24 protein-coding genes are annotated in these 25,018 nt (G+C 68.4%); 7 read left to right on the top strand and 17 right to left on the bottom strand.

Features of this window, described 5'->3' with window-relative positions; all coding sequences use genetic code 11:
* Window positions 1-51 precede the first annotated feature (51 nt).
* Entirely contained in the window at window positions 52-459 is a 408-nt protein-coding gene (locus ACFYZZ_RS41705; protein WP_389188180.1) for a DUF3224 domain-containing protein, read from the top strand.
* 38 nt (window positions 460-497) lie between these two features.
* Here ACFYZZ_RS41705 and ACFYZZ_RS41710 read toward each other — a convergent pair whose 3' ends face one another.
* The 16 genes from ACFYZZ_RS41710 to ACFYZZ_RS41785 all read right to left on the bottom strand — a co-directional run bounded on the left by ACFYZZ_RS41710 (window position 498) and on the right by ACFYZZ_RS41785 (window position 12,353).
* A complete protein-coding gene (locus ACFYZZ_RS41710) occupies window positions 498-890 on the bottom strand; it encodes a hypothetical protein (RefSeq protein WP_389188183.1) in 393 nt (130 codons plus the stop codon).
* The gene (locus ACFYZZ_RS41715) at window positions 887-1,168 is read right to left on the bottom strand and encodes an Arc family DNA-binding protein (protein ID WP_389188185.1); all 282 of its coding nucleotides are present in this window, start codon (window positions 1,166-1,168) and stop codon (window positions 887-889) included. Before ACFYZZ_RS41715 ends, ACFYZZ_RS41710 begins: the two co-directional genes overlap by 4 nt.
* 64 nt (window positions 1,169-1,232) lie before the next feature.
* On the bottom strand, window positions 1,233-1,856 hold the full coding sequence (locus ACFYZZ_RS41720; protein WP_389188188.1) for an OmpA family protein: 624 nt from the start codon (window positions 1,854-1,856) through the stop codon (window positions 1,233-1,235).
* Between the two features lie 7 nt (window positions 1,857-1,863).
* Window positions 1,864-2,448: a hypothetical protein gene (locus ACFYZZ_RS41725; RefSeq protein ID WP_389188191.1), complete on the bottom strand. Its 585-nt coding sequence runs from the start codon at window positions 2,446-2,448 to the stop codon at window positions 1,864-1,866.
* 20 nt (window positions 2,449-2,468) lie between these two features.
* Complete coding sequence (locus ACFYZZ_RS41730; RefSeq protein ID WP_389188448.1) at window positions 2,469-3,062, bottom strand: pilus assembly protein TadG-related protein; 594 nt, start codon at window positions 3,060-3,062, stop codon at window positions 2,469-2,471.
* A complete protein-coding gene (locus ACFYZZ_RS41735; protein ID WP_389188451.1) occupies window positions 3,062-3,220 on the bottom strand; it encodes a Flp family type IVb pilin in 159 nt (52 codons plus the stop codon). The genes ACFYZZ_RS41730 and ACFYZZ_RS41735 overlap by 1 nt, the downstream gene beginning before the upstream one ends.
* A 131-nt stretch (window positions 3,221-3,351) precedes the next feature.
* Window positions 3,352-4,110, bottom strand: a complete 759-nt coding sequence (locus tag ACFYZZ_RS41740) for a response regulator (protein WP_389188194.1) — start codon at window positions 4,108-4,110, stop codon at window positions 3,352-3,354.
* A gap of 13 nt (window positions 4,111-4,123) precedes the next feature.
* Window positions 4,124-5,413 (bottom strand): sensor histidine kinase, encoded by a 1,290-nt coding sequence (locus ACFYZZ_RS41745; protein WP_389188197.1) that lies wholly within the window; start codon window positions 5,411-5,413, stop codon window positions 4,124-4,126.
* A 145-nt stretch (window positions 5,414-5,558) separates the two neighbouring features.
* Window positions 5,559-6,446: a DUF5936 domain-containing protein gene (locus tag ACFYZZ_RS41750; RefSeq protein ID WP_389188200.1), complete on the bottom strand. Its 888-nt coding sequence runs from the start codon at window positions 6,444-6,446 to the stop codon at window positions 5,559-5,561.
* A gap of 13 nt (window positions 6,447-6,459) precedes the next feature.
* Window positions 6,460-7,404, bottom strand: a complete 945-nt coding sequence (locus ACFYZZ_RS41755; RefSeq protein WP_389188203.1) for a type II secretion system F family protein — start codon at window positions 7,402-7,404, stop codon at window positions 6,460-6,462.
* A gap of 4 nt (window positions 7,405-7,408) precedes the next feature.
* Window positions 7,409-8,746, bottom strand: coding sequence for a CpaF family protein (locus ACFYZZ_RS41760; protein ID WP_389188206.1), 1,338 nt, complete (start codon window positions 8,744-8,746; stop codon window positions 7,409-7,411).
* An 18-nt stretch (window positions 8,747-8,764) separates the two neighbouring features.
* Entirely contained in the window at window positions 8,765-9,112 is a 348-nt protein-coding gene (locus tag ACFYZZ_RS41765; RefSeq protein WP_389188209.1) for a TadE/TadG family type IV pilus assembly protein, read from the bottom strand.
* A gap of 1 nt (window position 9,113) precedes the next feature.
* Window positions 9,114-9,497 (bottom strand): TadE family protein, encoded by a 384-nt coding sequence (locus ACFYZZ_RS41770; RefSeq protein ID WP_389188212.1) that lies wholly within the window; start codon window positions 9,495-9,497, stop codon window positions 9,114-9,116.
* Window positions 9,498-9,500: 3 nt separating this feature from the next.
* Entirely contained in the window at window positions 9,501-10,733 is a 1,233-nt protein-coding gene (locus ACFYZZ_RS41775) for a CpaE family protein (RefSeq protein WP_389188214.1), read from the bottom strand.
* Between the two features lie 12 nt (window positions 10,734-10,745).
* On the bottom strand, window positions 10,746-11,450 hold the full coding sequence (cpaB, locus tag ACFYZZ_RS41780) for a Flp pilus assembly protein CpaB (RefSeq protein WP_389188217.1): 705 nt from the start codon (window positions 11,448-11,450) through the stop codon (window positions 10,746-10,748).
* A 60-nt stretch (window positions 11,451-11,510) separates the two neighbouring features.
* Window positions 11,511-12,353, bottom strand: a complete 843-nt coding sequence (locus ACFYZZ_RS41785; protein ID WP_389188220.1) for a hypothetical protein — start codon at window positions 12,351-12,353, stop codon at window positions 11,511-11,513.
* Between the two features lie 391 nt (window positions 12,354-12,744).
* Between ACFYZZ_RS41785 and ACFYZZ_RS41790 the strand changes: the two genes are divergently transcribed.
* From ACFYZZ_RS41790 to ACFYZZ_RS41810, 5 genes are all read left to right on the top strand, one after another.
* Entirely contained in the window at window positions 12,745-14,442 is a 1,698-nt protein-coding gene (locus ACFYZZ_RS41790; protein ID WP_389188223.1) for a chitinase, read from the top strand.
* 218 nt (window positions 14,443-14,660) lie between these two features.
* Window positions 14,661-15,158 carry a hypothetical protein gene (locus ACFYZZ_RS41795; RefSeq protein ID WP_389188226.1) on the top strand — a complete coding sequence of 166 codons (498 nt, stop codon included), beginning with the start codon at window positions 14,661-14,663 and terminating at the stop codon, window positions 15,156-15,158.
* Entirely contained in the window at window positions 15,155-15,835 is a 681-nt protein-coding gene (locus ACFYZZ_RS41800; RefSeq protein WP_389188229.1) for a hypothetical protein, read from the top strand. Before ACFYZZ_RS41795 ends, ACFYZZ_RS41800 begins: the two co-directional genes overlap by 4 nt.
* Entirely contained in the window at window positions 15,835-20,559 is a 4,725-nt protein-coding gene (locus ACFYZZ_RS41805) for a putative T7SS-secreted protein (protein ID WP_389188231.1), read from the top strand. The genes ACFYZZ_RS41800 and ACFYZZ_RS41805 overlap by 1 nt, the downstream gene beginning before the upstream one ends.
* 34 nt (window positions 20,560-20,593) lie before the next feature.
* The gene (locus ACFYZZ_RS41810) at window positions 20,594-21,025 is read left to right on the top strand and encodes a hypothetical protein (RefSeq protein ID WP_389188234.1); all 432 of its coding nucleotides are present in this window, start codon (window positions 20,594-20,596) and stop codon (window positions 21,023-21,025) included.
* Here ACFYZZ_RS41810 and ACFYZZ_RS41815 read toward each other — a convergent pair.
* On the bottom strand, window positions 21,003-21,557 hold the full coding sequence (locus ACFYZZ_RS41815; protein ID WP_389188237.1) for an SMI1/KNR4 family protein: 555 nt from the start codon (window positions 21,555-21,557) through the stop codon (window positions 21,003-21,005). The genes ACFYZZ_RS41810 and ACFYZZ_RS41815 overlap by 23 nt on opposite strands.
* A gap of 466 nt (window positions 21,558-22,023) precedes the next feature.
* Here ACFYZZ_RS41815 and ACFYZZ_RS41820 point away from each other — a divergent pair, with 466 nt between their 5' ends.
* Window positions 22,024-24,903, top strand: a complete 2,880-nt coding sequence (locus tag ACFYZZ_RS41820; protein WP_389188240.1) for a BTAD domain-containing putative transcriptional regulator — start codon at window positions 22,024-22,026, stop codon at window positions 24,901-24,903.
* Window positions 24,904-25,018 lie beyond the last annotated feature (115 nt).

The following is a 25,018-nucleotide window of genomic DNA, read 5'->3' on the forward strand; positions in this document are numbered from 1 at the left end:
CCGTCGTCAGCTGTCGGGGCCGTTGTCAGTGGGGCGGCATAGCATCCGGGCATGCGAGCATCTGGGACGTTCAAGGTTGCGGAGTTCACTCCGGCGGAGGTCGCCGGGCCGGTGGTCGAGACGGCGGTGCCCGTCGGGGTGGCCACAATGCGGAAGCAGTACGAGGGTGAGGTCAGCGGGGTGTCGGCCACGCTGTTCACCGCCGCGTACGACCAGGCCACGGCCACCGGTACCTACGTCGCCATGGAGTCCTTCGAGGGATCCCTCCACGGCGCGGCCGGTTCCTTCAACTTCGCCCACTCGGCGACGACCCTGGGGGAAGGCCGCGAGTCCGAGTTCTTCGTGATCGTGCCGGGAAGCGGGACGGGGGCGCTGGCCGGGATCCGAGGGGCCGGCGGCATGGCGATCGACGCGGACGGCACCCATCGGATCTGGTTCGACTACGAGGTGGGTGAGTAAGGGAGCGCGTGAGCCCTTCTCTCACGGGCGAGGGGACGTCAACGATTCAGGTCCATGACCCCGACGCCGAGCCCGTCATAGGCCTCCGGCGCGACGGTGGCCACCAGCGCCCCTTCGGGAAGCATCGGATTGGGTCGTGCCACGTGCACCGCTGCCGCGACACCGAAGGCGACACCGTCGCGAAGCAGCTCGGCGACAGTCATGGCCATCGCGTAGTCGTCATCGATGACACGGAGTACGTCCAGCAGTACACCCGCGTGAGCGATGATCCCCACGCGCTCACGCTCAGCCTCCAAGAGGCACAGGACGGGCACCCACAGGCGCACGTCATCGCTGGACGCCGCAGCATGGAGGAGGCCGGAGACCTGCTTGTTGCCGCCCATCACCAGCAGTGTGGGGCTGTCGAGGACGTAGTGTTCGATCTGGTTCAACGGGACGACTCTGCCTCTGCGAGAGCAGCCCGGTGAGCGACGGTGGCCTCCCGCATTCTGCGCCGCATCTCGGTGGATTCCTCGTCCGTCACGTAATGCCCGAACCGCTCGGCGAGCAGAGCGCGGGTGCGATCTGCCCGCTCCTTGATCTGCTCGGGAGTCAGGGTCTGCGCCGCTATCTCCTGCATGAGGGCACGGAGGCTGGTCCCACGCGCCTCCGCTACGGCGGCGAGCTGGTCACGGACTTCGGCGGGCACGCGAATCATGACGTCGGACATGCCACGAGTATACGCGGCGTATACGTCGGCTGTCTTCCACTCCAGTGGACGGCTGCCCGCCTCATCAGCTCTCCGTGCGCGGGAACGAGACCTCCACCCGTCGGTTCTTCTTCCGGCCCTCCTCCGTCGAGTTGTCGGCGATCGGGTACTGCTCGCCGTAGCCGCGTACGTCGAAGGTGATGTCCGCGCTGTTCAGGTCCTGGTCCAGGACCGCCTGCACGGCGTTGGCGCGCTGCTTGGACAGGACGTCGCCGTGGGCCGAGGAGCCGAGGTTGTCGGTGAAGCCGAAGACGCGGACCTGGGTCGCGTTCTGCTTCTTGATCTCCTCGGCGATCGTCGCGATGCGGGCCTTGGCCTCCCCGCCGAGCTTGGCGCTGTCCTTGCCGAACAGCACCTCGGCCTGGAGCGCGAATGTCACGTCCGCGTTGGTGTCCTCACGGCGCTCGTCCCCGCTCTGATCTTCCACGACCGACTTGATGTCCAGCACCTTGGGCTGAGCGAGGGTGGCGCCCTCGGGGAGCTTGAGGTCGGGGTCGGTGGGGTCGAGCTTTACGGGGGCGGTGGCGGAGGGTTCCGTGCCCGGGGGGTTGCTGGGGTCGGTGTCGTCGGCGTGGGCGAGGGTGAGGTTGGTGACGGCGAGGAGCGCTGCGGTGGCGAGGGTGAGGGTGAGGCGGGGTGTGGTGGTCACTTTGGCCTCACCCTGAGATTTTGATGGTGGCGGCCGAGAAGGTCGGCAGCTGGAACTCCACCTCGGAGATGTTCGCCGGAGGTGCCGGGAACTGCATGAAGACCGCCAGGTTCGCACCGGCCTTGAGCGTCGAGAAGCCCGTGGTGGTCAAGGGACGCCCCTCCGTGTCACGCAGGACGTAGTACCGCTTCTTCCCCTGGGGATCGACCAGCGTGGCACCGCCGAGGGATCGGCCGTTCCTGATGATCTCGGTCTCGTTGCCGCTCAGGGCAGAGGGGATGACAGCGCTGTTGGCGCCGTCGTTCTTCAAATTGGCGTTCACCGTGACGAATCCACCGGCATCACGCTGAGCGGAGGTGATCTGAAGGAGCAGGCCGTCCGAGCCCTTCAGCTCGGCCAACGGGGTGTCCGACTGCCCCTCTTGGGTACTCGGGTTCGCTCCACCGGACGTGGAGGCGGACGTCGTACGGTCCGGCTTCTTGGCGTCATCGCCACCGCCACCGCCGCAGCCGGCCACGCCGAGGGCCAGACCAGCCACGACAGTCAGCGCGACCATCCCCCTGGTGGCCTTCCCTGTGACCCGAATGCTCATGACTCTGCTTCCTTCGCTTGTCAGTCGGCCAGGTGGACGTCGAAGAGGTCCTCGGGCTTCGGAAGCCCGGCTTGGTCGTCCGGATTCAGGTCCCACGTCTTGCCATCGCAGGTGAGTTGAGGCAGCACGTCGGCCCCTGCATCCTCACCAGGGGGCTTGAACTTGCAGAGCCACTCGATCTCAGCCGTAGCGGACTTCGACGACTTGACGTTCTCTGTCCCAGGTACGACGGAGTGGCCCACCGACTTGTTGGTCGTCACCGTCACCGTGTACTTCAGCGGCTCCAGCGGCTTGCAGGCGTCCAACTCGGCGTCGTTCGCCTCAGCGAGCTGTCCGGCACGCCAGCACGGGTCGTCAACCGCAACCTTGCCTTCGAAAATGTCCTGCCACTTGGTTGGGTCGAGCAGGTCTTTCAACCACTTGCCCGCCAGTTGATCACGGACGTTCTGGGCGGCGGCCAGTGCAGCTGCATCTGCTGCGGTCTGCGCACCGCTCCGATTCACCGATGCCTGTCCGACGGCGAGGTAGGCCAACGCAAGAAAGAGCAGACCTGCCACCACCGTGATGTAGATGGGGAAGGCCTGCCCTGCGTCGCGATACCGGCGGGGGCGGATCAGCCGCCGGTGACTTCGGCGATCTTCGTCGTGATCGCGTCGTAGATCGACTGGCCGATGCTCGTGCCCGTGATCGCCAACACGATCGCCACCACCACAGCGATGATCCCCAGGTACTCGACCGCGGTCTGCCCCTTGTCGTCGGTGCGCCGCTGCATGGCAACCCAGAACTTCAGAAACAGATCGCTCACGGTGTTCCCCTCCGACTTCGCTTCCGATCCCGGCAACGTAAGGCGAAGGCCGGTGCCCCCCAGAGGGCCCCAGGACCCAACCCCGGACCCAATCCACCTCACCCCACCCCCAACCACTTCGCAGCCGCCTGCGACCTGCTCGTGCTGTGGAGCTTGGCGAAGATGCGGTTGATGTGGTTCTTGACCGTCTTCTCGCTGATGAAGCAGGCCGCGGCGATCTGCTGGTTGGTCATGCCGGACGCGATGAGGTCCATGATCTCCGCCTCCCTGGCACTCAGTTGGAACCGCGACCGAAACGACTGTCCCACATCGGATTGCATGTGCGAAAGCTTTTGCGGCGGAATTACGCCGAGAAGAGTTGAGAGTTCAGGTTCCGTGTGTGCAGGTGCACTTGTCTGAAGGTGGGTCAGTAACGCCTTCGCCGCCCCCGGTGTCACATGCGGCCGCCCCTCCCGCACATCCCGCACCGCCCTCACCAGCTGCTCCGCGGTGAACTCCCCGTGCACCAGATATCCCCCCGCCCCCAGCCGCAAAGCCTCCCGCACGGTCTCCGTCTCGTGGCTGTAGGTGAGCATCATGACGGGAGCCAGCCGGACCAGGTGGGGCAACGCCGAGATTCCGTCGATGCCGGGCATGCGGACGTCGAGGAGGATCACGTCGGGGCGGTGCCGCAGTGCCGCCTCGTACGCCTCGCGGCCGTCCGCTGCCTCCGCGACCACCGTGGTGTCCTCGCGGTCGGAGAGAAGAGCCGTGAGGCCGGCGCGGATCACGGGGTTGTCGTCGGCCACCACGAGGCGCAGGGGGGCCGTGGCAGTGGGTGCCGGGAACTCCAGGCCCGGCGGGTTCCGGTGCTGCATCGGGTGCCTCCTCTCAGGTTTCCCGGGATGAAAGATCGACGGCGAGGGCGCGCAGCGGCAGCTCCACCCGAACCTCCGTACCCCGCTCGTGCTCGCCTCGCCCGATACGGATCCGGGCCCCTGCCGAGGCCGCGCGCTCGACCATGCCGAGCAGGCCGAAGTGGCCGGAGTGGCGGAGCTGTTCGAGGGTGGTGCCGGGGGGCAGGCCGCTGCCGTCGTCGTGGATCGTCAGGCGGAGCAGGTCGCCGTCGATCCCCACGGTCAGGTCCACCCGGGTCGCCGAGGCGTGGCGGTGGGTGTTCTCCAGCGCCTCCGTGGCGATGGCGAGGAGATCGCGGGCGAAGGGCGGGGGGACGGGCGGGACGGGGATTGCGTTCAGTCGCCGGCAGGACACCGGTATGCCCGTACGGGTCGTGAAGTCCGCCGTGCGTGCGCTCAGTTCTGTCCACAGGTCCGTCGGCCGCGCCGCAGTCGGCGTCTCCTCGCGGCGCAGGTCCTCCAGCAGTTCCCTCGACTCCGCCGCCGCCCTGCGTGCCGAGCGGGACACCAGTTCCGCCTGCTGCCGGATGCGCGCCGGGTCGGGTGCGTCGGCCGATGCCGTCGTCGCCAGGCCGTCGGCCGCCAGGGCGACGCCGTACAGGGTCTTGGCCACCGAGTCGTGCATCTCCCGGGCCAGCCGGGCTCGTTCCGCGTGCACCGCCTCCGTCGCCGCCAGGCGGGCCTGGACCGCCGTGAGGGCTTGGGTGGCCGCGCCGAAGCGGAGCATCAGGTTGCGCAGGGTCGAGCCCATCGCCCCGGCTATGACGCACAGGCCGGGCAGGAGGAGGGACTCGGCCACGGCGGTCCGGCCGTCGGGCTTCAGGGTCGCGTGGACCAGGAGCAGGATCAGCGACTGCAGGGAGGCGAAACAGGCCGCGCCCCGCCAGCTGTAGACCAGGCCCGCCAGCAGCGGGGTGCACACGCTGACGTAGGCGAGGGTGGTGTCCGGGCCCGCCGAGATCAGGAGGAGGGACCCGAAGAGGGTGTCGGCGGCGAGCAGGCTGGGGTGGCGCAGAAGGAGGGGGCCGAAGCGCTCCCAGTCGCGGAAGAGGACGTACGACACCATGAAGGTGACGACCACGGCCGCCCCGACCAGGCGGACGCCCAGGCCCGGAGCCGCGTTGAGCAGGGCCGCGGGGGCGGCCACGACGATCATCGCCAGCCGGAAGCCGAAGACCTGGCGGCACATCGCCTGCAGGGCCCGTATCTGGATCTTCTCAGAGGGTTCGGGGACGGGAGCATCCGCCTGCGGTGCCCTGGACATCCGCGCCACCCGGGATATCCGAGGCGGCACCGACAACCGCTTCGGCCGGCCGCGCTCGAACCACGCCCGCCACCCCCTCCCCAGCCCCCGGAGGGTCAGGCGCCTGCCCGGCCGCCCTGTCGCTCCCATCGTCGTCATCCGCCGCTCACCTCCCCGTGAGCGAGCCGAAGTCCACGCCGGAGCCGAGCAGCAGGCCCGCGCCCAGCAGGAGCATCGTCGCCGGGACCATGAACGTGGTGATCATCAGCGTGGCCTTGGGGACCGCGCGGGCGGCCTTGCGGCGGGCGTTCTGGGCGTCCGTGCGGCGCATGTCCTTGGCGAGGGAGACGAGCGTGTCGACGATCGGGGCGCCCAGTTCCTCGCCCTGCTGGAGCGCGGTGACGAACATGGCCACCTGCTCCGAGTCGTTGCGGCGGCGCAGTTCCGCGAAGGCCTGGCGGCGGCTCATGCCGAGGTCCATCTGGCGGAGCGTGATGCGGAGTTCGTCCGCCCAGGGGCCCTCGTAGCGCGAGGCCACCCGGTCCAGGGCCTGGCGGAAGCCCAGTCCGGCGCTGACCACCACCGCCAGCACGTCCAGGAAGTCCGGCAGAGTCCGTTCGATCACGTCCTTGCGGACGCGGATCGCCGACCATATGCCGACCTCCGTCCAGAACGCGCCGAAAAGTAGCAGGAGGAGGGCCACGAACCACTGGCCCCGCAGCAGGAACACCAGGAAGCCGACACCGCCGAGGGCGCCGTACACCGCGCGGCGGGCGGCGTAGCGGTCGATGGTCAGGCCGCCGGGGTTGCCCGCGAGGTCGATCTTGCGGCGGTACTTGGCGACCAGGCGGGGGCCCATCAGGCGCAGCACCGCGGGGGCGTAGCGCATGCCCATGCGGTCGATGACGGAGCCCACGGCGCCGGTGCGGGTGGCGCCCACCTCCAGGGCGAGCGCCAGGTCACCAGGGAGTTTGACGTCCGCGCGGTACATCCGGATGCCGGCGAAGACGCCCCAGACACCGAGGCCCATGAGGAGTGCGAACAGGAATCCCATCAGGTCAGGCCCCTCACACGTCGATCCGGCTCATACGGCGGATGAGCACGAAGCCGACGGCGTACATCGCGAAGGCGATGATCACGCACGCCTGGCCGACCGGTGAGCCGGTCATCCGCTCCAGGGCGCCGTCCTTGACCCCATTCATCAGGAACAGGGCGCCGACGCCGAGGACGGGGACGGCGTACGACGTCATGGTCACCTGGGAGAGCTGGGTGCGGATCTCGCGCCGGGTCTCCTTGCGTTCCTCCAGCGTCTCGGTCAGGTTCCGTAGCGCCGAGACCACTTGGCCGCCCGCGCGGTTGGAGAGGACCAGCGTGGTCACGAGGACGACCAGTTCGCGGGAGGGGAGGCGTTCGGCCAGTTCACCGAGGGCGTCGTCCAGGGAGTGGCCGATCGCCAACTGGCTGGAGACCTTGGCCAGTTCTTCGCCCGCCGGTGCCTCAAGCTCCTCGGCGGCCATGCCGATCGCGGTGCGCAGGGCGAGGCCTGCCTGGGTGGCGTTGGCCAGGATGCGGGCCAGTTCGGGGAGTTGGTTGATGAAGCGCTCGATGCGTTTCTGGCGCTGCCAGTTGAGGAACTGGACCGCGGCCCAGATGCCGAGCAGTCCGGCGAGCGGGCCGAAGAAGGGGGCCAGGGCGGCCTGGCCGATCAGCCAGAGCGCGGCGACCGCGGCGAGCATGTAGGCGAAGAACTCGCCCGGGGTGACGTCCAGGCCGGTGGCCGCCAGCCGCAGCTCCAGCTTTCGGCCCAGTGCCGTACGGCGCAGACGGCGGTCGAGGTTGCGGAAGCGGCGCCTGCGGCCGGTCGCCGGTGCCTGGCCGGTGGACGACAGCCGCTCGACCAGTTCGGCGCGCTGGGCCCGGCCGGCCGCGTAGGTGTGCACTCCGACGACGGCCAGGACGCAGGTCAGCAGCGCGACACCGGTGGTGAGCCGGACGAGGGTGTGGAGTTCCATGGTCCTACCTGGCTTCTCGGGTGGCGAGCTGGTCCGCGGAGTGGGCGACGCCGAAGGCCTGCGGGACGGGCTGGCCCGCCATGAAGAGCCGGTCGGCGGTACGGCGTGGCAGCGGGAAGTACTCGAAGGCGCCGTACACCCGGCCGTCGGGCGTCATGGGCCGGGCGTGGAAGCGGGCCACGGACGCCAGCCGGTACGGGTCGCCGCCGTGGCTGTCGAGCAGGGCGATCTCGGTGATGCGGCGGGCTCCGTCGGCGAACCGGGTGAGCTGGACGAGGACGTCGACGGCGCTGTTGATCTGGTCGTGCAGGGCCACGAACGGCACCTCGACGTCGGACATGGAGGCGAGGGTCTGCAGCCGGGTGAGCGCGTCCTCGGCGCTGTTGGCGTGGACCGTGGCGAGGGAGCCGTCGTGGCCCGTGGACATGGCCTGGAGCATGTCGAGGGACTCGCCGCCGCGGACCTCCCCGACGACGATCCGGTCGGGCCGCATGCGCAGCGAGTTGCGGACCAGGTCGCGGATGGTGACCTCGCCCTTGCCCTCGACGTTCGGCGGCCGTGACTCCAGCCGGACCACATGGGTCTGCTGGAGCTGGAGTTCGGCCGAGTCCTCGATGGTGATGATGCGCTCGTGCGCCGGGATCAGCCCGGAGAGGGCGTTGAGCAGGGTCGTCTTGCCGGTGCCGGTCGCGCCGGAGACGATGATGTTGAACTTCGCCTGCACCAGCCCCGCCAGCAGGTACACCATGTGCTCGTCGAGCGAGCCGAAGCCGATCAGCTCCTGGAGGGTGAAGGAGCGCGGGAAGCGGCGGATGGTGAGGGTGGGGCCGGTCAGCGACAGTGGCGGGATGATGACGTTGACGCGCTCGCCGGAGGGGAGGCGGGCGTCCACCATCGGGTTCGACTCGTCGACGCGGCGGTTGACCGTGGACACGATCCGTTCGATGGTCTGCATCAGCTGGTCCGCCGAGGCGAAGCGGAGCGGCAGCTGCTCGACCCGGCCGCCGCGCTCCACGAAGATCGCGTCGGGTCCGTTCACCATGATCTCGGTGATCGACGCGTCCTCCAGCAGCGGCTCCAGGATGCCGAGGCCGAGTGCCTCGTCCACCACCCGGCGGATCAGCTGGGATCGTTCGACCGTCGACAGCACCGGGCCCTCGCGGCTGATGATGTGCCCGAGCACCCGCTCCAGCCGCGCCCTGCGTTCGGCGGCGGCCAGCGAACTCATCTCGGCGAGGTCGATCTCCTCCAGCAGCTTGGCCCGGTAGGAGGCGACCAGGTGCCCGTCCTCGCCCCGGCTGCCCTGCTCCTCGGGGGAGTTGATGCGTGCCCGCAGGCTCATGGGTCGGCAACTCCTCGGTCAGTGGTCGAGCGGCATGGTGGCGATCTTGTGGGCGTCGCCGAAGTCCCAGACGACCTCGGGGATGTGGACGGTGGCGGTGACGGTGACGGTGACCGAGTCGTCCCCCTCGGCCGACGAGCAGCGCACTGTCATCCCGCCGCTGACCGCCTGCGCACACGCCTGCTGCGCGTCCTGCCGCAGCGACGCGGCCCGCGCCCCTGCCCGGGCCGCCGTACCGGCCTGCTCGGCGGCGTAGGCGACGGCCCCGATCTGGATGCCGGCCAGCCCGACGATCAGCAGGACCGGGATGAACCCGAGGTACTCGATGGCGACTTGACCTGCGTCGCGCCTGCGGCGGTGCGGCATCTCAGTCCTTCACCTCCTCGACGGCGCCGGCGTGGCCGTGGACCGTGACGGGGAAGTCGATCGAGCCAGGGAAGAGGACGGGGACCTTGACACGGACATCGGCCGTGACATAGCCGGACGGACTGCACCTCACCGACGCTCCCCCCTTCCACGCCCCCGACAGATGCTTCAGCCCGGCCGCCTCGCACGCGGCCTGCCGCTCACCGCCCCGATGCGCCGCCGTCCCCGCCCGTACGCCCTCGTCCGCAGCATTCCCCGCGAGCGTGTACGCGTACCCCACGAGCACGCACTGCCACATGAGCACCAGCGTCAGGATGATCAGCGGAGTCATCCCGAGGAACTCGATGCTGACCTGTCCCCGGTCCCCTCCCGGCCGTCCGGTCACCCCTCACTCCTTCCGCCGCCGGAAGCCGACCGCCCCCCGGCCGCTCCCGCGATGGGACCCCTCGGGTGCCTTCGCCAGGCCCAGCTCGCCGGCGAGGGCCCACAGGGCCTGTTTCACCGTGCTCCTGCTGTCGAGTTCGTGCAGGCGCCCCGCGTCCACGACCCCCTGCAACTCCTTGAAGTTGGCGGGTACGGCGGTACGCGCCACCGCCGTACCGGTGATCCGCTGCACCAGCGCGGGCTGGATCTCCGTGCTCCGGGTGTGCCGGTTGACGACGACCGTCGTCTCCTCGGCCTTGCGGATCTGCAGCCGGTCCCACATGCGCACGGTCCGCTTGGCGGCGCGTACGGCGACCACGTCCGGGGTGGTCACCAGCAGGGCGGTGTCGGCCGACTCCACGACGGCCGCATTCGCCGCGCCGAGCTGGGCCCCGCAGTCCACCACGACGACCTCGTACCGGGAGCGCAGGACGCTCACGATCTGGCGGGCGGCCCGGTCGGTGACCTCCTCGCCGCGTTCGCCCTCGCCGGGGGCGAGGAGCAGGGCGAGGCCGGTGTCGTGGCGGAAGACGGCGTCGGCGAGGACGCGCGGGGAGATGTCGCTGATGGCGGCGAGGTCGACGACCGAGCGGCGGAACTGGACGTCCAGGTAGGAGGCGATGTCGCCGGTCTGCAGGTCGAGGTCGACGAGGGCGGTGGGCCGGCCGGAGGCCTGGGCGGCGAGCGCGAGCTGGATCGCGGCCAGGGTCGCGCCGACGCCCCCCTTGGCGCCGCTGACCGTGACGACCGTACCGCCGGCCCCGCCGAACACATCGGCGCCGTGGCCGAGATGGCGGCGTACGCCGGTGGACCACTGGGCGACGGCCTGGACGCGGCTGGCGAGTTCCTCGTACGACAGCGGGAGCGCGACCAGGCCGCGGGCGCCGGAGTCCATGGCGGCGGCGAACAGGCCGGGGCCCGCGTCGGTGGTGACGAGGATGACGCCGACGGCCGGAAAGCGCAGGGCGACCTCGCGGATCAACTCCAGGGCCGGAACCGGACCGATCCGCTCATGTACGACGACGACCTCGGGCAGTTCGTCCACCGACTCGGCGGCGAGGCGGGCGAGGGTGTCGACCAGCTGGGTGGAGTCACCGACGGGCGGCTGCGGTTCGGCGTCGGGGAGCTGGCTGAGCAGCGTGGTGAGGGAGCGGACGGCGTCCGGGTCCGCGCCGGCCGGGAGGATCCTGGTGGGCATGCGGGCCGCCTCTCACTTGTCCGTCGCGAGTTCGTAGGTGCGGTCCTTGTCCGGGACGCCGGTCTCGCTGCCCGGTGCCACCAGCGCGAGCCGGACCCGCTGGGCGAAGGACTCGGCGTAGGTGATCCGCTGGGCGTCGAGGGTGGACAGCGCGAAGGTGATGGGGACGGCCTCGGTGGGCTGCTGGTTCTTGTCGCGGTCGGGGTCGAGGGCGGTGATCTGGCCGACGTCGAGGACCCGGGCGTTGGTAACGATGATCTTCGACTGATCCGGGTCGCCCTCCTTCTTCCCCTCGAAGGTGGCGTACACGTTGACCCGCGACCCCGGGGTGATCTTGCCGGCGACACCGGTCGCCGCGTCGATCATGATGGCGACCTCCTGCTGGCCGGGCTGGAGGGCGGGCTGATCGACGATCATGTCGGTCTGCAGCAGGGAGCCGGCGCGCAGGGTGGTCACGGCGATCTTGCCCTGGATCTGCCGGAGGTCGGTGACGGCGTTGCCCGACAGCCACCGCTTCGGCATCTTGATCTTCTCGAACTGGCCCGTGTTCAGCGCGGTGTACGGCTTCACGTCGGACCTGACCCGGTAGGCGCTGACCTCGGGCCCGACCTTGGACTGGACGTCATCGACGACGGAGAGCACGCCGGCGAACGCGCCGAGGGCGCACAGGACCGACAGGATCAGGAGTATCACGCCGCGGCGCTGACGGGAGTTCATGAACCGTGCAACCTCATTGGGGGAATCGGTCGAGCGGGATGTGAGTGACGTCTGTACGGGTCAGGCGGGCGTTCGTTGTTCCAGCGCACGGGGCGCGGGCGGCTCGTACACGGGCGGGGTGGCCGAGCAGAACACACACAGGTCGCCTATGACGTCGAGGCCGCACCAGTGACATCGGGACTGCCGCACCGAGGTCACCAACTGATACAGGACCGACAGATCGGCGAGATAGCTGCAGAACTCGACCATCCGCCCGGTCCCCCACCACCGCGAGGACTCGGCGGGCAACGGCGTCTCCCGCAGCCCGTGCGGTCCCCACGCCTCGGCGAGCCCGGCGATCCAGTCCGTCTGGAGCTGCCCCTTGGCGACGAGCATCCACGTACTGAACTCAGGTCCCTTGAGCGTGGCACCCGGGGCGACCTTGACGAGCTGCGGCTCGGGATGGGCGACGACGGCGAACTGACTGCCCGGCACCCACGACTTGGCGTGCGCTTTCAGCCCCACGGGCACCCGGTCGAGCCGGGCGACCGACCCGAGAACGGCACCGGAGTGGATGTAGTGGGTGAGCAGCCGCCCGGCGGAGGCGAGCACACCAGGGCTGAGGTCACACGAAGCAAGCTGCCGCAACTGCCTGGCCAGGACGGCGATACCGAGCGGAGGCAGTTCGGGCCGGAAGAAGGCGATGCGATCGCTCTCCAGCAACGACCGCAGGGTGTACAGCCGCCGCACCACAGACTCCGGCGCGGCCTGGGAGCAGACGACCACGACGTACCCGTACTGCTCGATCAGGGCGTGGAGTTCGGTGAGGGCGTGGTCCAACGGGCGCTGGTCGAGGTCGCGCAGCACGGCGGCGGGCATGGTCCGTTCGTCCTGCGCCGGCAGTGCCATGTCGGCACTGGTCACGGCAATGACAGTTGGCACGCTCAGCTCCCCGCTCTTCACACCCTTCGGCCCACCGGTGTTACTCCAATGCGCCAGGACGACTTCATTGCGTGACTACTTGAGCACTGTATCCACGCCCCAACGACCGGAGAACAGCGTTTGTGTAGCTCGTGTGGAACTCTCTGGGCACAAGTCCCGCCAAAACAGGACAGGTTGAGCGCATGAACTTGAGGGCGAGTTCCTGACGACTTCCGGGCGGACGGAGATGGTTTTGGTCTGGACCTCTTGACAGTGAGATTGGTCTGGACCAACTTGTAGGCCAACGGTGGCCACCGTCCTCACCCTTCTCCCCTCTCCTTTCTCCCCTTTCCCCTCTCCCCCACCGGAGGCCCCAGTGGACCGCGCACCAGGCATGCCCAGACGCAGAGGACGGATCGCAATCTGGTCCTCCGCCACGGCCCTCGCCCTCTCACTGGCGGGCCTCGCCGCAACTCCCGCGTCCGCAGCGGACGTCAACAACGTCAAGAACGCCGGCTTCGAGTCCGGCCTGACCAACTGGACATGCACAGCGGGCAGCGGCACGACGGTCACGTCCCCGGTCCACGGCGGCTCATCGGCCCTGAAGGCGACCCCGGCCGGGATGGACAACGCTCAGTGCACCCAGCCGGTGGCGGTGAAGCCCAACGCCACGTACACGCTGAGCGCGTGGGTGCAGGGCGGCTACTCCTACCTGGGCGTGACGGGCACGGGCACGACGGATGTGTCGACGTGGACTCCGGATTCGTCGTCGTGGAAGCAGTTGTCGACGACGTTCACCACAGGCGCGTCCACGACGTCGGTCACGGTGTACACACACGGCTGGTACGGCCAGGCCGCGTACTACGCCGACGACGTCTCGGTCTACGGCCCGGATGGGGGCGGAGGCGGCGACCCGGCCCCGACCGTCCCGTCCACCCCTTCCGGCCTCTCGGTCTCCGGTACGACATCCTCCTCGGTGTCGCTGTCCTGGTCTGCGGTGTCGGGCGCGACGGGCTACAACGTCTACCGCAACGGCACGAAGGTCACGGCGGTGACGGGCACCTCGGCGACGGTGACCGGCCTGTCGGCGTCGACGTCGTACTCCTTCCAGGTCACGGCGACGAACTCGGCGGGTGAGTCGGCGAAGTCGACGGCGGTGACGGCAACGACGGCCGCCACCGGGGGCGGGGGCGGAGGGGGCGGGAACCTTCCCAAGCACGCCGTGACGGGCTACTGGCAGAACTTCAACAACGGCGCGACGGTCCAGAAGCTCTCCGACGTCCCGTCCGCGTACGACATCATCGCCGTGGCCTTCGCGGACGCCACCTCCACGCCGGGCGCGGTGTCCTTCAGCCTCGACTCGGCCGGCCTCGGCGGCTACACGGTCGACCAGTTCAAGGCGGACATCAAGGCCAAGCAGGCGGCCGGCAAGAAGGTCATCGTCTCCATCGGCGGCCAGAACGGCACGGTGTCGATCAACGACTCGACGTCGGCGACGAACTTCGCGAACTCCGTCTATGGGTTGATGCAGACGTACGGCTTCGACGGCGTCGACATCGACCTGGAGAACGGCCTGAACGCGACGTACATGACGCAGGCGCTGCGGTCGTTGTCGTCGAAGGCGGGCTCGTCCCTGATCATCACGATGGCCCCGCAGACGATCGACATGCAGTCGACGTCGAACTCCTACTTCCAGACGGCGTTGAACGTGAAGGACATCCTGACCGTCGTCAACATGCAGTACTACAACAGCGGTTCGATGCTGGGCTGCGACGGCAAGGTGTACAGCCAGGGCTCGGTGGACTTCCTGACGGCCCTCGCCTGCATCCAACTGGAGGGCGGCCTGTCCCCGTCCCAGGTGGGCCTGGGCCTGCCGGCCTCTACGAGCGCGGCGGGGAGCGGCTACGTGTCGCCTTCCGTCGTGAACAACGCGCTGGACTGCCTGGCCAAGGGCACGGGCTGCGGTTCGTTCAAGCCGTCGAAGACGTATCCGGACCTGCGGGGTGCGATGACCTGGTCGACCAACTGGGATGCGGCTTCGGGGAATGCGTGGTCCAACTCGGTGGGGGCGCATGTGCACGGGATGCCGTAGCGGGAGGTTCTTGAGCCTCTCTTAGCTTTCCTGAGCTTTCCTGAGCCTTCCGGGCTTCTCGGCGCCCGGGCCTGAGTGTGGGGTCCGGGCGTCGTCGTCTGCGTGTGTCCCCCTGTATGCCCTTGCGCGTCGGCGGACGGACACATTCGGCCAAAGGCCTTCCACTGTGCCGAGTACCGCGTTGCGTTCGACAACGCACCGATGTGATGATCCCGGACATGGTTGATCACGGGGGTGGCGCCGACTCGTCGGGGCCGATACGCAGGTCACGGCTGGCGGAGTACGCGGAGCTGGCCGACGCGGACGTATCTCCTGTGGCTCCTGCACCCTCCGAAACGGACGCGATAGCGCGCAGGCGGCGCGAGTTCGCTGCTGTGCTGGGCGAGTTCCGCCGTACGGCAGTGCTGCTACCCCTCGATGCGGACGAGACCCCACTGACCACCGACTATGGCGGCATCCGCTGGATCCTGGCCTTCTCGAACGAGCAGACGCTGGCCCGGTTCGCGATCGCGAGAGGTGAAGGGGAGCGGGAGTGGGCGTACCAGCGGGTGCTGGGCGCCAGGTTGCTGGATGCGGGGGTTCCGGCCGTCGGGGTGCCGTGCGGGGTGGCCCTGGATGCGGCCAGTGGGGCTGAAGGGGTGCTGTTCCCGCCCGTGGCGGGGATCGTGCCGGACGCGGCAGCCGTCGACCTGATGCATGAGGAGGCACCGCAGTGAGCGGGGGCAAGGGCGGCAAGGACATCAGGGCTGCCGGGCTGGACGAGATAGCGAAGGGCATCACCCAGACGCTCGCCGAGCTGAAGGAGCTGGGCGTAGACAGCCTGGCGGGCGCAGGCCGGGGCTTCTCGAACCTGGAACTGTCCGGGCTCCAACTGGGCCACGAGGGTCTGACGTCGAAGTTCAAGTCCTTCTGCGAGCGTTGGGAGTGGGGTGTGCGTGCCCTGGTGGTGGAGGGCAACACCTTCGCGGAGGACGTGGGTCTGTCGGCGGGCACGCTGCACGAGACGGACCAGTACGTCGGCGGCGCGCTGAAGGTCGGCTACAACTCGCTGGTGGGCAACCCGTACGCGTCCGAGGACGACGTCGAGAAGATGAGCTGGGACCAGCTGCGCCGGAGCAGCGCCGATGACCTGACCCACCCCGTCTACAGCGAGAAGTCCTTCGACGAGGCGTGGCAGCACAGCAAGCAGAGCTTCAAGGACGCCGGGCGCGACGTGATGACCGGATCGCTGGGGCTGCCGCCGGGCGTGACCATGGACGACATCAACCGGGCGACCGGAAACAACGACGACTACAACCGCATGCTCGACGACACGTGGGGCCCGTCCCCCGAGGAACGTGCGCGGGCCGCTGAGCAGCAACAGAACCAGCAGCAGAACGGGGGTGCCGGCTGATGGGGCTCGGTGACGTGACCAACGACCTCATCAGCGGTGCCGGGCACATCGTCGACTCCGGCAAGAAGTTCGTCGGTGAGGGCATCGACAAAGGCACCGACCTCGTCGGTGAGGGCCTGGACAAGGCCGGTGCCCACGGCTGGGCGGACAAGGTCGAAAACTGGGGCGATGGGGCCGCGTCCGCCCTGGGCGCCACTCCGGGCGAGAAGCAACTCGGCGAGAGTGACGACCCGAAGGACCTGGTCCACGGCAACGCGGCGGACATCCTGGCCACCGCCAAACACTTGAAGGACTTCCACAAGGCCTTCGACAACGTCGGCGAGGGCATGCGGAAGCTGGACTCCTCGCAGTGGCAGGGCGAGGCTGCGGAGGCGTTCCGCAAGAAGTTCGCGATGCACCCGGTGAAGTGGCTGCACGCGGCGGACGCCTGTCAGAAGGCTGCCGCGGCCCTGGAGACTTACGCGGAGACGGTCACCTGGGCACAGAAGCAGGCCAAAGACGCGATCGACCTGTACAAGGCAGGCAAGGAGACCTCCGAGAGGGCAAAGGCGGCGTATGAAAAGCGCTCCGACGCCTACAAGGCCGCTGTCGCTTCGGGTGACAAGCACCCCGGCCCGGCCCCCGGCGACTTCGACGACCCCGGCGCCGCAGACATCACACGGGCCGACGAGATCCTGAACGAAGCCCGCAAGCAGCGCACCCATGCCGCCGACACCGCCACCAAGGCCGTCGACACGGCCCTCGCCCATGCCCCTGCCGAACCGCCTCTGCTGACCCAGTTCAAGGTGGACGCGGCCGACGGCTTCAACGCCTTCAACACGGAGGCCGTCCACTTCGGGGGCGGCGCCATCAAGGCGGGCACGGGTCTGGTGAGCACGGCCCTCAACGCCAACCCACTGAGCCCCTACAACCTGACCCACCCTGCCGAGGCCCTCCAGCACCAGGCGATGACCCTGGCCGGCCTCGTCTCCGGCATCGCGCATCCAGAACAGACGCTGAAGCAGAACCTGGGCGACTTCATCAAGGATCCGTCCGAGTTCGGGGGACGGTTCACTGCCCAAGCGCTTCTGACCGGCGGACTGGGGGTGGAGGCGAACGGGGTGAAGGCCGCGGCGAGGGAGGCGCGGGCGGCCGAGGACGCGGCGAAGGCGGCGGCGAAGCGCGAGGGCGGCGCGGGGGCCGGGACTGGTGGCGAGAACGCCGCTCGGAACAAGGTGAACGAGCACCCGCACGAGTCCTCGCGCCAGGAAAACTGCGTAAAGGGGTGCGGTGACCCGGTCGATGTGGCCTCCGGCAAGATGTTCCTGCCGCAGACCGACGTCATCCTGCCCGGGGTGCTGCCCCTGCTCCTCAAGCGACGCGCGGAATCCGGCTACCGACTGGGCCGCTGGTTCGGCCCCTCCTGGTCCTCCACCCTGGACCAACGTCTGGAGATCGACGCCGAGGGAGTCGTCTTCGTCACGGAGGACGGCCTGCTCCTGGCGTACCCGCACCCGGCTCCCGGCCTGCCCACGCTCCCCAGTCACGGCCCACGCTGGCCCCTGGACCGCGTGGACGACGGCTACACGGTCACGGACCCGCAGACACACCGCATCTGGCACTTCGCTGACCGAAGCGAAAGCCTGGCTGTGCTGGAGCAGATAGACGACCGCAACGGCAACTGGATCACGTTCGAGTACGACGCGGAGGCCACCCCGCTGGCAGTGGTCTCCAGCAGCGGCCAAGGCGTCCACATCACGACAGATTCCGGCCGCATCATCGCCTTCCACTTGGCCGCGACCGGCGAGGAGCTGAAGCGCTACGGCTACACGGACGGCAATCTCACCGAGGTCATCAACTCCTCCGGCCTACCGCTCCGCTTCACCTACGACAAAGCCTGCCGAATCACCTCGTGGACGGACACGAACGACCGCAGCTATGCCTACGAGTACGACGACAAGGACCGGTGCATAGCCCAGGGTGGCCCGGCAGGCCACATGACCATGCGTCTGTCCTATGAGGAGCCCAACCCGACGACCGGTCTGCGGACCACGACGGCCACGACAGGCGAGAGCCACAGCTGGCGCTACTTGATCAATGACGCCCTACAGGTGGTAGCCGAGACCGACCCGCTCGGCGCAACGACTCGATACAGCCGCGACCGCTACAACCGTCTGCTCTCCGAGACGGACCCGCTGGGCCACACGACGACGTTCCGCTATGACGACGAGGGCAACCTGACCTCGGTCGTACGCCCGGACGGGCGCGAGGCGAAAGCGGAGTACAACGACCTCGGCCTACCGGTGAAGGTGGTCAACCCAGACGGCACAGTCGTGCGCCAGACGTACGACGAACGCGGCAACCGCACGTCGGTGACGGACCCGGCGGGCCAGACAACCCGCTTCACCTACACGGAGGGCGGCCACCTCACCTCCGTGACCGACCCACTCGGCAACACCACGACCGCGATCTGCGACCGCTCCGGCCTTCCTCTGGTGGTGACGAACCCGCTCGGCGCGACCACCCGCTACGAGCGAGACGCCTTCGGCCGCACAACCGCGATCACGGACCCCACCGGTGCCACAACCCACCTGTCGTGGACCGTCGAGGGTCACCTGGCTCGCCGCACGGCCCCAGACGGCACAACGGAGGCCTGGACTTATGACGGCGAGGGCAACTGCACCAGCCACACCGACCCGATCGGCGGCGTCTCCCGCTTCGAGTACACCCACTTCGACCTGCTGACGGCACGCACGGGCCCGGACGGCGTCCGCTACGAGTTCGACCATGACATGGAACTGCGCCTGACGAAGGTCGCCAACCCGCAGGGTCTGACTTGGACGTACGAATACGACGCAGCAGGCCGCCTGGCGACGGAGACGGACTTCGACGACCGCACCCTCACCTACACGCACGACGCGGCAGGCCGCCTCACCTCACGCAGAAACGTTCTCGGCGAGGTGATGTCCTTCGAACGGAACGAACTCGGCCAGGTGACCCGCAAGGACGCCGCTGGCCAGGTCACTACCTACGCCTACGACTTCACAGACCAGCTCGCCCAGGCGACCGGCCCGGACGGTACGACGCTCACGCTTCTACGTGACCGCTACGGCCGCCTGCACTCGGAAACGGTCAACGGCCGCACGCTGAGCTACACGTACGACACGCTTGGCCGCTGCACAGGCCGCTCGACCCCCACCGGGGCCTCGACAACCTGGTCGTACGACGCCGGGGGCCGTCGCACCGGCATGGTGGCATCGGGCCGCGCCATCGACTTCACCTACGACGAGGCAGGCCGCGAGCTGTCCCGCCACATCGGCGGAACGATCGCCCTAGAGCACACCTTCGATGCTCTGGGCCGGCTGAAGAACCAGTCAGTGACGGGTGCCGACGGCCGCACCGTCCAACACCGGGCGTACACCTACCGAGCCGACGGCAACCTGATCGGCATCGACGACCAGCTCATGGGCTCCCGCCACTTCGACCTGGACGCGGCGGGCCGGGTGACGGCGGTACATGCGGCGGGATGGACGGAGCGGTACGCGTATGACGAGGCGGGCAACCAAACCCAGGCGTCCTGGCCGTCGGACCACCCAGGTCAGGAGGCGGCAGGCCCCCGCACCTACACCGGCACCCGCATCACCCGAGCGGGTAACGTCCGCTACGAACACGACGCCCTCGGCCGCATCACCCTCCGCCAGAAGACCCGCCTGTCCCGCAAGCCGGACACCTGGCACTACGAATGGGACGCCGAGGACCGCCTGACGTCAGTGGTGACCCCCGACGGCACGCGCTGGCGCTACACCTACGACCCCCTGGGCCGCCGCACGGCAAAGCTCCGCCTGGCGGCGGACGGCGAAACGGCCGTAGAACGCGTCGACTTCACCTGGGACGGCACCACCCTCTGCGAACAGACCACGACGTCCCCCGACCTCCCCAACCCGGTGACCCTCACCTGGGACCACCAGGGCCTACGCCCCCTGACCCAAACGGAACGCATCACAGCGGCCGACACACCCCAGGACGAGATCGACGCCCGCTTCTTCGCCATCGTCACCGACCTCGTCGGCACCCCCAACGAACTCATCGACGAACACGGCGACATCGCCTGGCACACTCGCAGCACCCTGTGGGGTACGACGGCGTGGGCGGCCAACAGCACCGCCTACACACCCCTACGCTTCCCGGGCCAGTACTACGACCCTGAAACAGGCCTGCACTACAACTACTTCCGCCACTACGACCCCGAAGCCGCTCGATACCTCACCTCTGACCCGCTCGGGCTTTCCCCCGCTCCCAACCCCGCAACCTACGTCAATAACCCTCATGCTTGGACTGACGCACTTGGCTTGGCGCCCGAAGAATGCCCAAAGACAGAAGGAGGAGCCAAAAGCAAGGGCAGGATGGCACAGGAGAGGGGAGATTCCTACGAGGGATTCCTGCAGGATCAACTGGGCGGAGGAGGCGGATTCTCAGAGAGCGGCCGCCAGTTCGACGGTGCCTTCATCGATACTGCCACAGGGAGCGGCACCTGGTACGAAGCGAAGTCGGGGCAATTCTGGGAAAAGCTTGAAGCGAACGACAGAATGCGATCGAAATTCTTCTCAACAGAGGGTCAGAAGCAACAGATAGCCACAAGCAAGGGAATCGACTACATAGTGATATCCGAGAATCCGATCCCAGATCGCGTCACGACATGGCTCAATAAAAAAGGAATACCGTGGCGCATAATTCCAATGCAGTAAACCACAGCCGCCCGACGTCCAATTAGGCGATAAAATGACCAGATCTGCGGATATCGACTTTGACTTCTCTAGAGCGGTCAGCGTTTCGGAAATCCTCCACTCCCTCTCCATCGAAGGCGTATCCCTGCACGAAAATAACAGAATCTCCTACGTACTCGACCGGGACGAGTCATTCGACTGGGTTCAGGCGCACTCCAGCGATATTAATCGCATTATTTCCGCCGCAGATGAATCCGACCCGGAAGGCACCACTTTCGTCATCTCGATCTCCTTCTCCGGAACCCGGGTAGGTGGAGAGATTCTTTTCCACAAGGGTCGCAGGGCGGTCTCTTTCATGGCGTCCGTGAATCGTCGATACATCTCCGGCACTTCTGTTTTCTGCGATTTCGGCTGGTATCTGGAGCGACTAGTTCCAGCGTTGGAGCCGTTCGGACTCTCCGAAATTACCGCACGCGACTATAAATAGGGACAATGAGACTTGGGTGACTTATCGCCTCGAGGCTTAGCGCTCGGGCTTTAATCCCTGTGATGTGATAGGCGACGCGATCATCTGGACTGGCCTCGAAGGTTAAAAAGAGGATCATTCGATAATCGAGACGGTGCCGATCGGGTATGGGGCGCGCCATCGAAGATGGCCCGGCGAGGGGTCGGTGCCCGGTGCGGGACACTGACATCGGGGCGGCACACCCCAGGGGCGGCGCGAAGAGGTCTCCGTTTCCCGCGTCCGCGAAGAAGAGCAGCGGATCGAAGAGCATGTAGAGCGTGGCGAGCTCCTCGTCACCGCGAAGAGTGGTGTTCTCGGAGGCGATCCGCTCGGCCGACCAGATGAGACCTTCCCCATACTCGCCCTCGATGCCGTTGCTCTCCCGAAGGAGAGCCACAAGGTCCGCAGGCAGCGGATGCCCAAGGGCGGTGGCGCACCTGAGCAGCGATGCCTCCGAGGCCGGCGGCTGGAAGACCGACGGACCAGGCAGGGCGGTGACCAGTTCGGTCCACACGGCGGGAACGACCTCCATGAGATTGGCCGGCGGTCAAGCGCTCAAGCAGTCACGTCGGCGTGGGCCGGTGCTTCCCGTGGAGCAGGAAGCACGAATGATCATCGCTCGGACAGTATGGCCCTGGCCCGCGCCGGTCGCTTCACGGCCCCTCACCCTTGCAGGAACTGCACGAAGACTTCGGCAACAAGTGGCAGATCTGTGCCACCCGAAGAACCAGTCAGCCTTCTGACCTGCCCCTTTACCCAGGCCCTTGGCTCAACTGCTCCACTCGCCGACTGAGTGGGGAGGGCTGGGATCCTGTGACGAACGGGGCAGTCACCGGCCCCGCCCACAGACCGGCACCCGGCACTGCTGGTGCCGCGTTGGTGGCCTGGTGGGCCTGGAACTGGGAGCTGCCGCCTACACGGGGCGCCGACACCGGGAAGGGGCGTGCGCTGCTTAGCATGTGACGTGGTGAGGGGGTGCGATGCCGACGTTCGGGCTGCTCGGGCCGCTGGTGGTTCATGACGGGACACAGGAGCGACCACTGGGAAGCGGCAAAGTCCGCGTTCTGCTGGCCGCCCTCCTGATCCACCGCAATCGGACCATCTCGAAGGACGGCCTGAAAGAGGCCCTGTGGGGGCCGAATCCCCCGGCGACCGCCGACGCCTCCCTTGCCAATCACGTGGCGCGACTGCGACGGCATTTGGCGCTTCTCGGCGACGATCCGCGACGGCTGGCGGCGGAGCCGCCCGGATACCGGCTGCACGTCGGCGACGGGGAGCTCGATGTCGACGTCTTCGAGGCCCATGTGAGCGCCGCCCGCCAGGCGTATCTGCACCAGGACTGGGCCACGGCGGCACGCCGGAGCGCCGACGCCATGGCGCTGTGGCGCGGGCAGCCGCTGGCGGACATTCCCGATTTCGCGGACGCCGAGCCGCAGGCACGGCTGGTCCAGCAGCTTCTCGAAACCCGGCTCCAGGTGCTGGAGTGGGGGTTCGAAGCGACCCTCGCTCTCGGCAGGCACCACGAGCTGGTCCCACAGTTGACGGCGCTCGCCTCCGAGCACCCGCTGCGCGAGGCCTTCCACCGGCAGCTGATGCTCGCCCTGCACCGCACGAACCGGCAGGCAGAGGCCCTGCAGGTGTACGTACGGCTGCGTCGGAACCTGGTGGAGGAGCTGGGCGTCGAGCCGTCCGCCGCTGTCCGGGCGACCCACCAGGACGTGCTCACCGACGAGGGCACCACCGTTGTGCCGACGCCCGCGGCTGACACCGACGCCGTCTCCGCGCCCGAGCGTCGGCCGTTGCGCCAACTTCCTGCGGATGTGGGTTATTTCACCGGCCGGGACAGGGAGATCGCCGCTCTCACAGAGCTGCTCCGCCCGGACGCCGACGCCGGGAGGCAGCCGTTCGGCCACGGCCCTCGACCGGTGGTCGTCTCCGGAATGGGCGGCATCGGCAAGACGGCCCTGGCCGTCCATGTCGCGCACCGGCTGCACGAGGACTTCCCGGACGGCCAACTGTACGCCGACCTGCGCGGCTTCAGCCCGGGCCGGGAGCGCAGCCCCCGCGATCTGCTCGCACGGTTCCTGTCGGATCTCGGAGTGCACACCGAGTCCCTGCCCGAGGACACGGACGACTGCGCGGTGCTCTTCCGTACGGTCATGGCAGAACGCCGGATGCTGCTGGTGCTCGACAACGCGCGAGATGCCGCCCAGGTCACGCCGCTGCTCCCCGGCAGCGGCAGCTGCGCCGTGGTGGTCACCAGCCGCCACACCCTCGCGGACCTGCCCGATGCCACGCTCGTGCCGCTGTCGCCCCTTGATAACGACGCCCAGAAGGTGCTTCTGGCCGCGCTCTGCGGAGGCCAGCGCGTGCTGGAGGAACCGGCCGCCGCCGCCGACATCCTGGCTGTGTGCGGTGGGCTGCCGCTGGCGCTGCGCGTCGTGGGTGGCAGGCTGGCCTCCCGGCCGGCGTGGCCGCTCGCCCTGCTCGCGCGGCAGTTGTCGTCCAGCTCCGGCCGTCTGCGGGAACTCAGCGTCGGCGGTCTCGACGTCCACGCGACGTTCGCCATGAGCTACGTCGCCATGCGCGACAGCGAAAAGCCCGAGGAGCGGGCGGCCGCCCGAGCCTTCCGCCTGCTGGGGCTGTGGCCCGAGCATCAGCTGACACCGCATGCGGCGGCGGCGCTGCTGGGCCTGCCGGTGCGGGAGGCCGCCCGCCTGCTGGACCTCCTGGCCGACGTCCACCTCGTGCAGAGCCCGACGCCCGACCGGTACGCCTTCCACGATCTTCTCGGCGAGTACGCCGCCGAACGAGCCGCGGCGGAGGAAACCCCGGGGGAGCGGGCGGACGCCTCGCTCCGGCTGCTGTCCTGGTACGTGGCTGCGGTGGAGAAGGCCTCGAGGGTGACCGTCGGTGCGACGCAGCCGCCTCCCCCGCTGGACGAGCAGCCGGCCGAACCCGTTCCGGACTTCGAGGATGCTCAGCAGGCGCTGCGGTGGTACGTGCGGGAGCTGCCCGCCATCCGGCAGGCGATCGGCCGGGCCGGTTCCCTCGGCCGCTCCGACGTGGCCTGGCGCCTCGCCGTCGGTCTGTTCGGGTACGCGGACACGTACTGGTGGACCGGCGAGTGGGACACCTGCCTCCAGGCCGCGCTGGCCATCGCCGTGGAACGTGACGACACCGTGGGGCAGGCCTGGCTGTACCGCCGTCTCGCCGTCGCGCACGGCATGGCCTATCGCAACGACGAGTGCCTGGAAAACCTGGAGATCTCCCTGGACCTCTTCGAGCGGGCCGGGGACATCACCGCCCAGGCATCGATCCTGGGCAACATGGCGGCACTCCACACTCAGGCCGGCCGGGCGGAAGAAGCCCTGGTGTACGCGTTGCGCTCGCAGGAGCTGTACGGCAGGACGGACAACCCCGGCAGCGAGGCCCTCGTACTCGGCAGGATCGCCGACGCGCTCCAGTTGGCCGGGGACTTCAGCGGTGCCGCGGAGCAGCACCGTAAGCGCATCCCGCTGCTGCGGAAACAGGCACGACCCACAGCACTCGCCACCGCTCTGACGAACTACGGCTCCGTGCTGCAGAACCTGGGCCTCCGTGACGATGCCTTCGCGGCCCTGGACGAAGCCATGGCCATACGCCGTCAGCTGGGCGATCACGGCGGCGAGGCGGACTGCCTGGCGGCAACCGCCCAGGCCCACCATCACTTCGGGGAGTGGGAGGCCGCCCGCCACTGCTGGCACGCATGCCTCGACCTCGCGCGCGCCCACGCCCTCCCACAGCGCGCCCAGGAGAGCCTGGACGGTATCGCGGCACTGGAACGAGCCTGCACGACCGGCGCGCCGACGTCGGTGTGACTTCGGGAGTCGCTTTGCGGCGAGCATCAAGATCAATGTCAGTGACTTTTGATGTCACTCGAGTGCGGCGAACCTCAGGCCCTGATATCACCCGAACGACGCTATGAGGCTCCTC

It is taken from the genome of Streptomyces sp. NPDC001816, assembly GCF_042892235.1.
In the GTDB taxonomy this organism is placed as follows: domain Bacteria; phylum Actinomycetota; class Actinomycetes; order Streptomycetales; family Streptomycetaceae; genus Streptomyces.

Coding starts and splice junctions, on each gene's coding strand:
- ACFYZZ_RS41725 (WP_389188191.1), bottom strand. CDS start 2,448: ATGAGCATTCGGGTCACAGGGAAGGCCACCAGGGGGATGGTCGCGCTG.
- ACFYZZ_RS41755 (WP_389188203.1), bottom strand. CDS start 7,404: ATGGAACTCCACACCCTCGTCCGGCTCACCACCGGTGTCGCGCTGCTG.
- cpaB (WP_389188217.1), bottom strand. CDS start 11,450: ATGAACTCCCGTCAGCGCCGCGGCGTGATACTCCTGATCCTGTCGGTC.
- ACFYZZ_RS41805 (WP_389188231.1), top strand. CDS start 15,835: ATGGGGCTCGGTGACGTGACCAACGACCTCATCAGCGGTGCCGGGCAC.
- ACFYZZ_RS41810 (WP_389188234.1), top strand. CDS start 20,594: ATGACCAGATCTGCGGATATCGACTTTGACTTCTCTAGAGCGGTCAGC.
- ACFYZZ_RS41705 (WP_389188180.1), top strand. CDS start 52: ATGCGAGCATCTGGGACGTTCAAGGTTGCGGAGTTCACTCCGGCGGAG.
- ACFYZZ_RS41740 (WP_389188194.1), bottom strand. CDS start 4,110: ATGCAGCACCGGAACCCGCCGGGCCTGGAGTTCCCGGCACCCACTGCC.
- ACFYZZ_RS41735 (WP_389188451.1), bottom strand. CDS start 3,220: ATGCAGCGGCGCACCGACGACAAGGGGCAGACCGCGGTCGAGTACCTG.
- ACFYZZ_RS41795 (WP_389188226.1), top strand. CDS start 14,661: ATGGTTGATCACGGGGGTGGCGCCGACTCGTCGGGGCCGATACGCAGG.
- ACFYZZ_RS41745 (WP_389188197.1), bottom strand. CDS start 5,413: ATGTCCAGGGCACCGCAGGCGGATGCTCCCGTCCCCGAACCCTCTGAG.
- ACFYZZ_RS41790 (WP_389188223.1), top strand. CDS start 12,745: ATGCCCAGACGCAGAGGACGGATCGCAATCTGGTCCTCCGCCACGGCC.
- ACFYZZ_RS41715 (WP_389188185.1), bottom strand. CDS start 1,168: ATGTCCGACGTCATGATTCGCGTGCCCGCCGAAGTCCGTGACCAGCTC.
- ACFYZZ_RS41820 (WP_389188240.1), top strand. CDS start 22,024: ATGCCGACGTTCGGGCTGCTCGGGCCGCTGGTGGTTCATGACGGGACA.
- ACFYZZ_RS41750 (WP_389188200.1), bottom strand. CDS start 6,446: ATGGGATTCCTGTTCGCACTCCTCATGGGCCTCGGTGTCTGGGGCGTC.
- ACFYZZ_RS41760 (WP_389188206.1), bottom strand. CDS start 8,746: ATGAGCCTGCGGGCACGCATCAACTCCCCCGAGGAGCAGGGCAGCCGG.
- ACFYZZ_RS41765 (WP_389188209.1), bottom strand. CDS start 9,112: ATGCCGCACCGCCGCAGGCGCGACGCAGGTCAAGTCGCCATCGAGTAC.
- ACFYZZ_RS41775 (WP_389188214.1), bottom strand. CDS start 10,733: ATGCCCACCAGGATCCTCCCGGCCGGCGCGGACCCGGACGCCGTCCGC.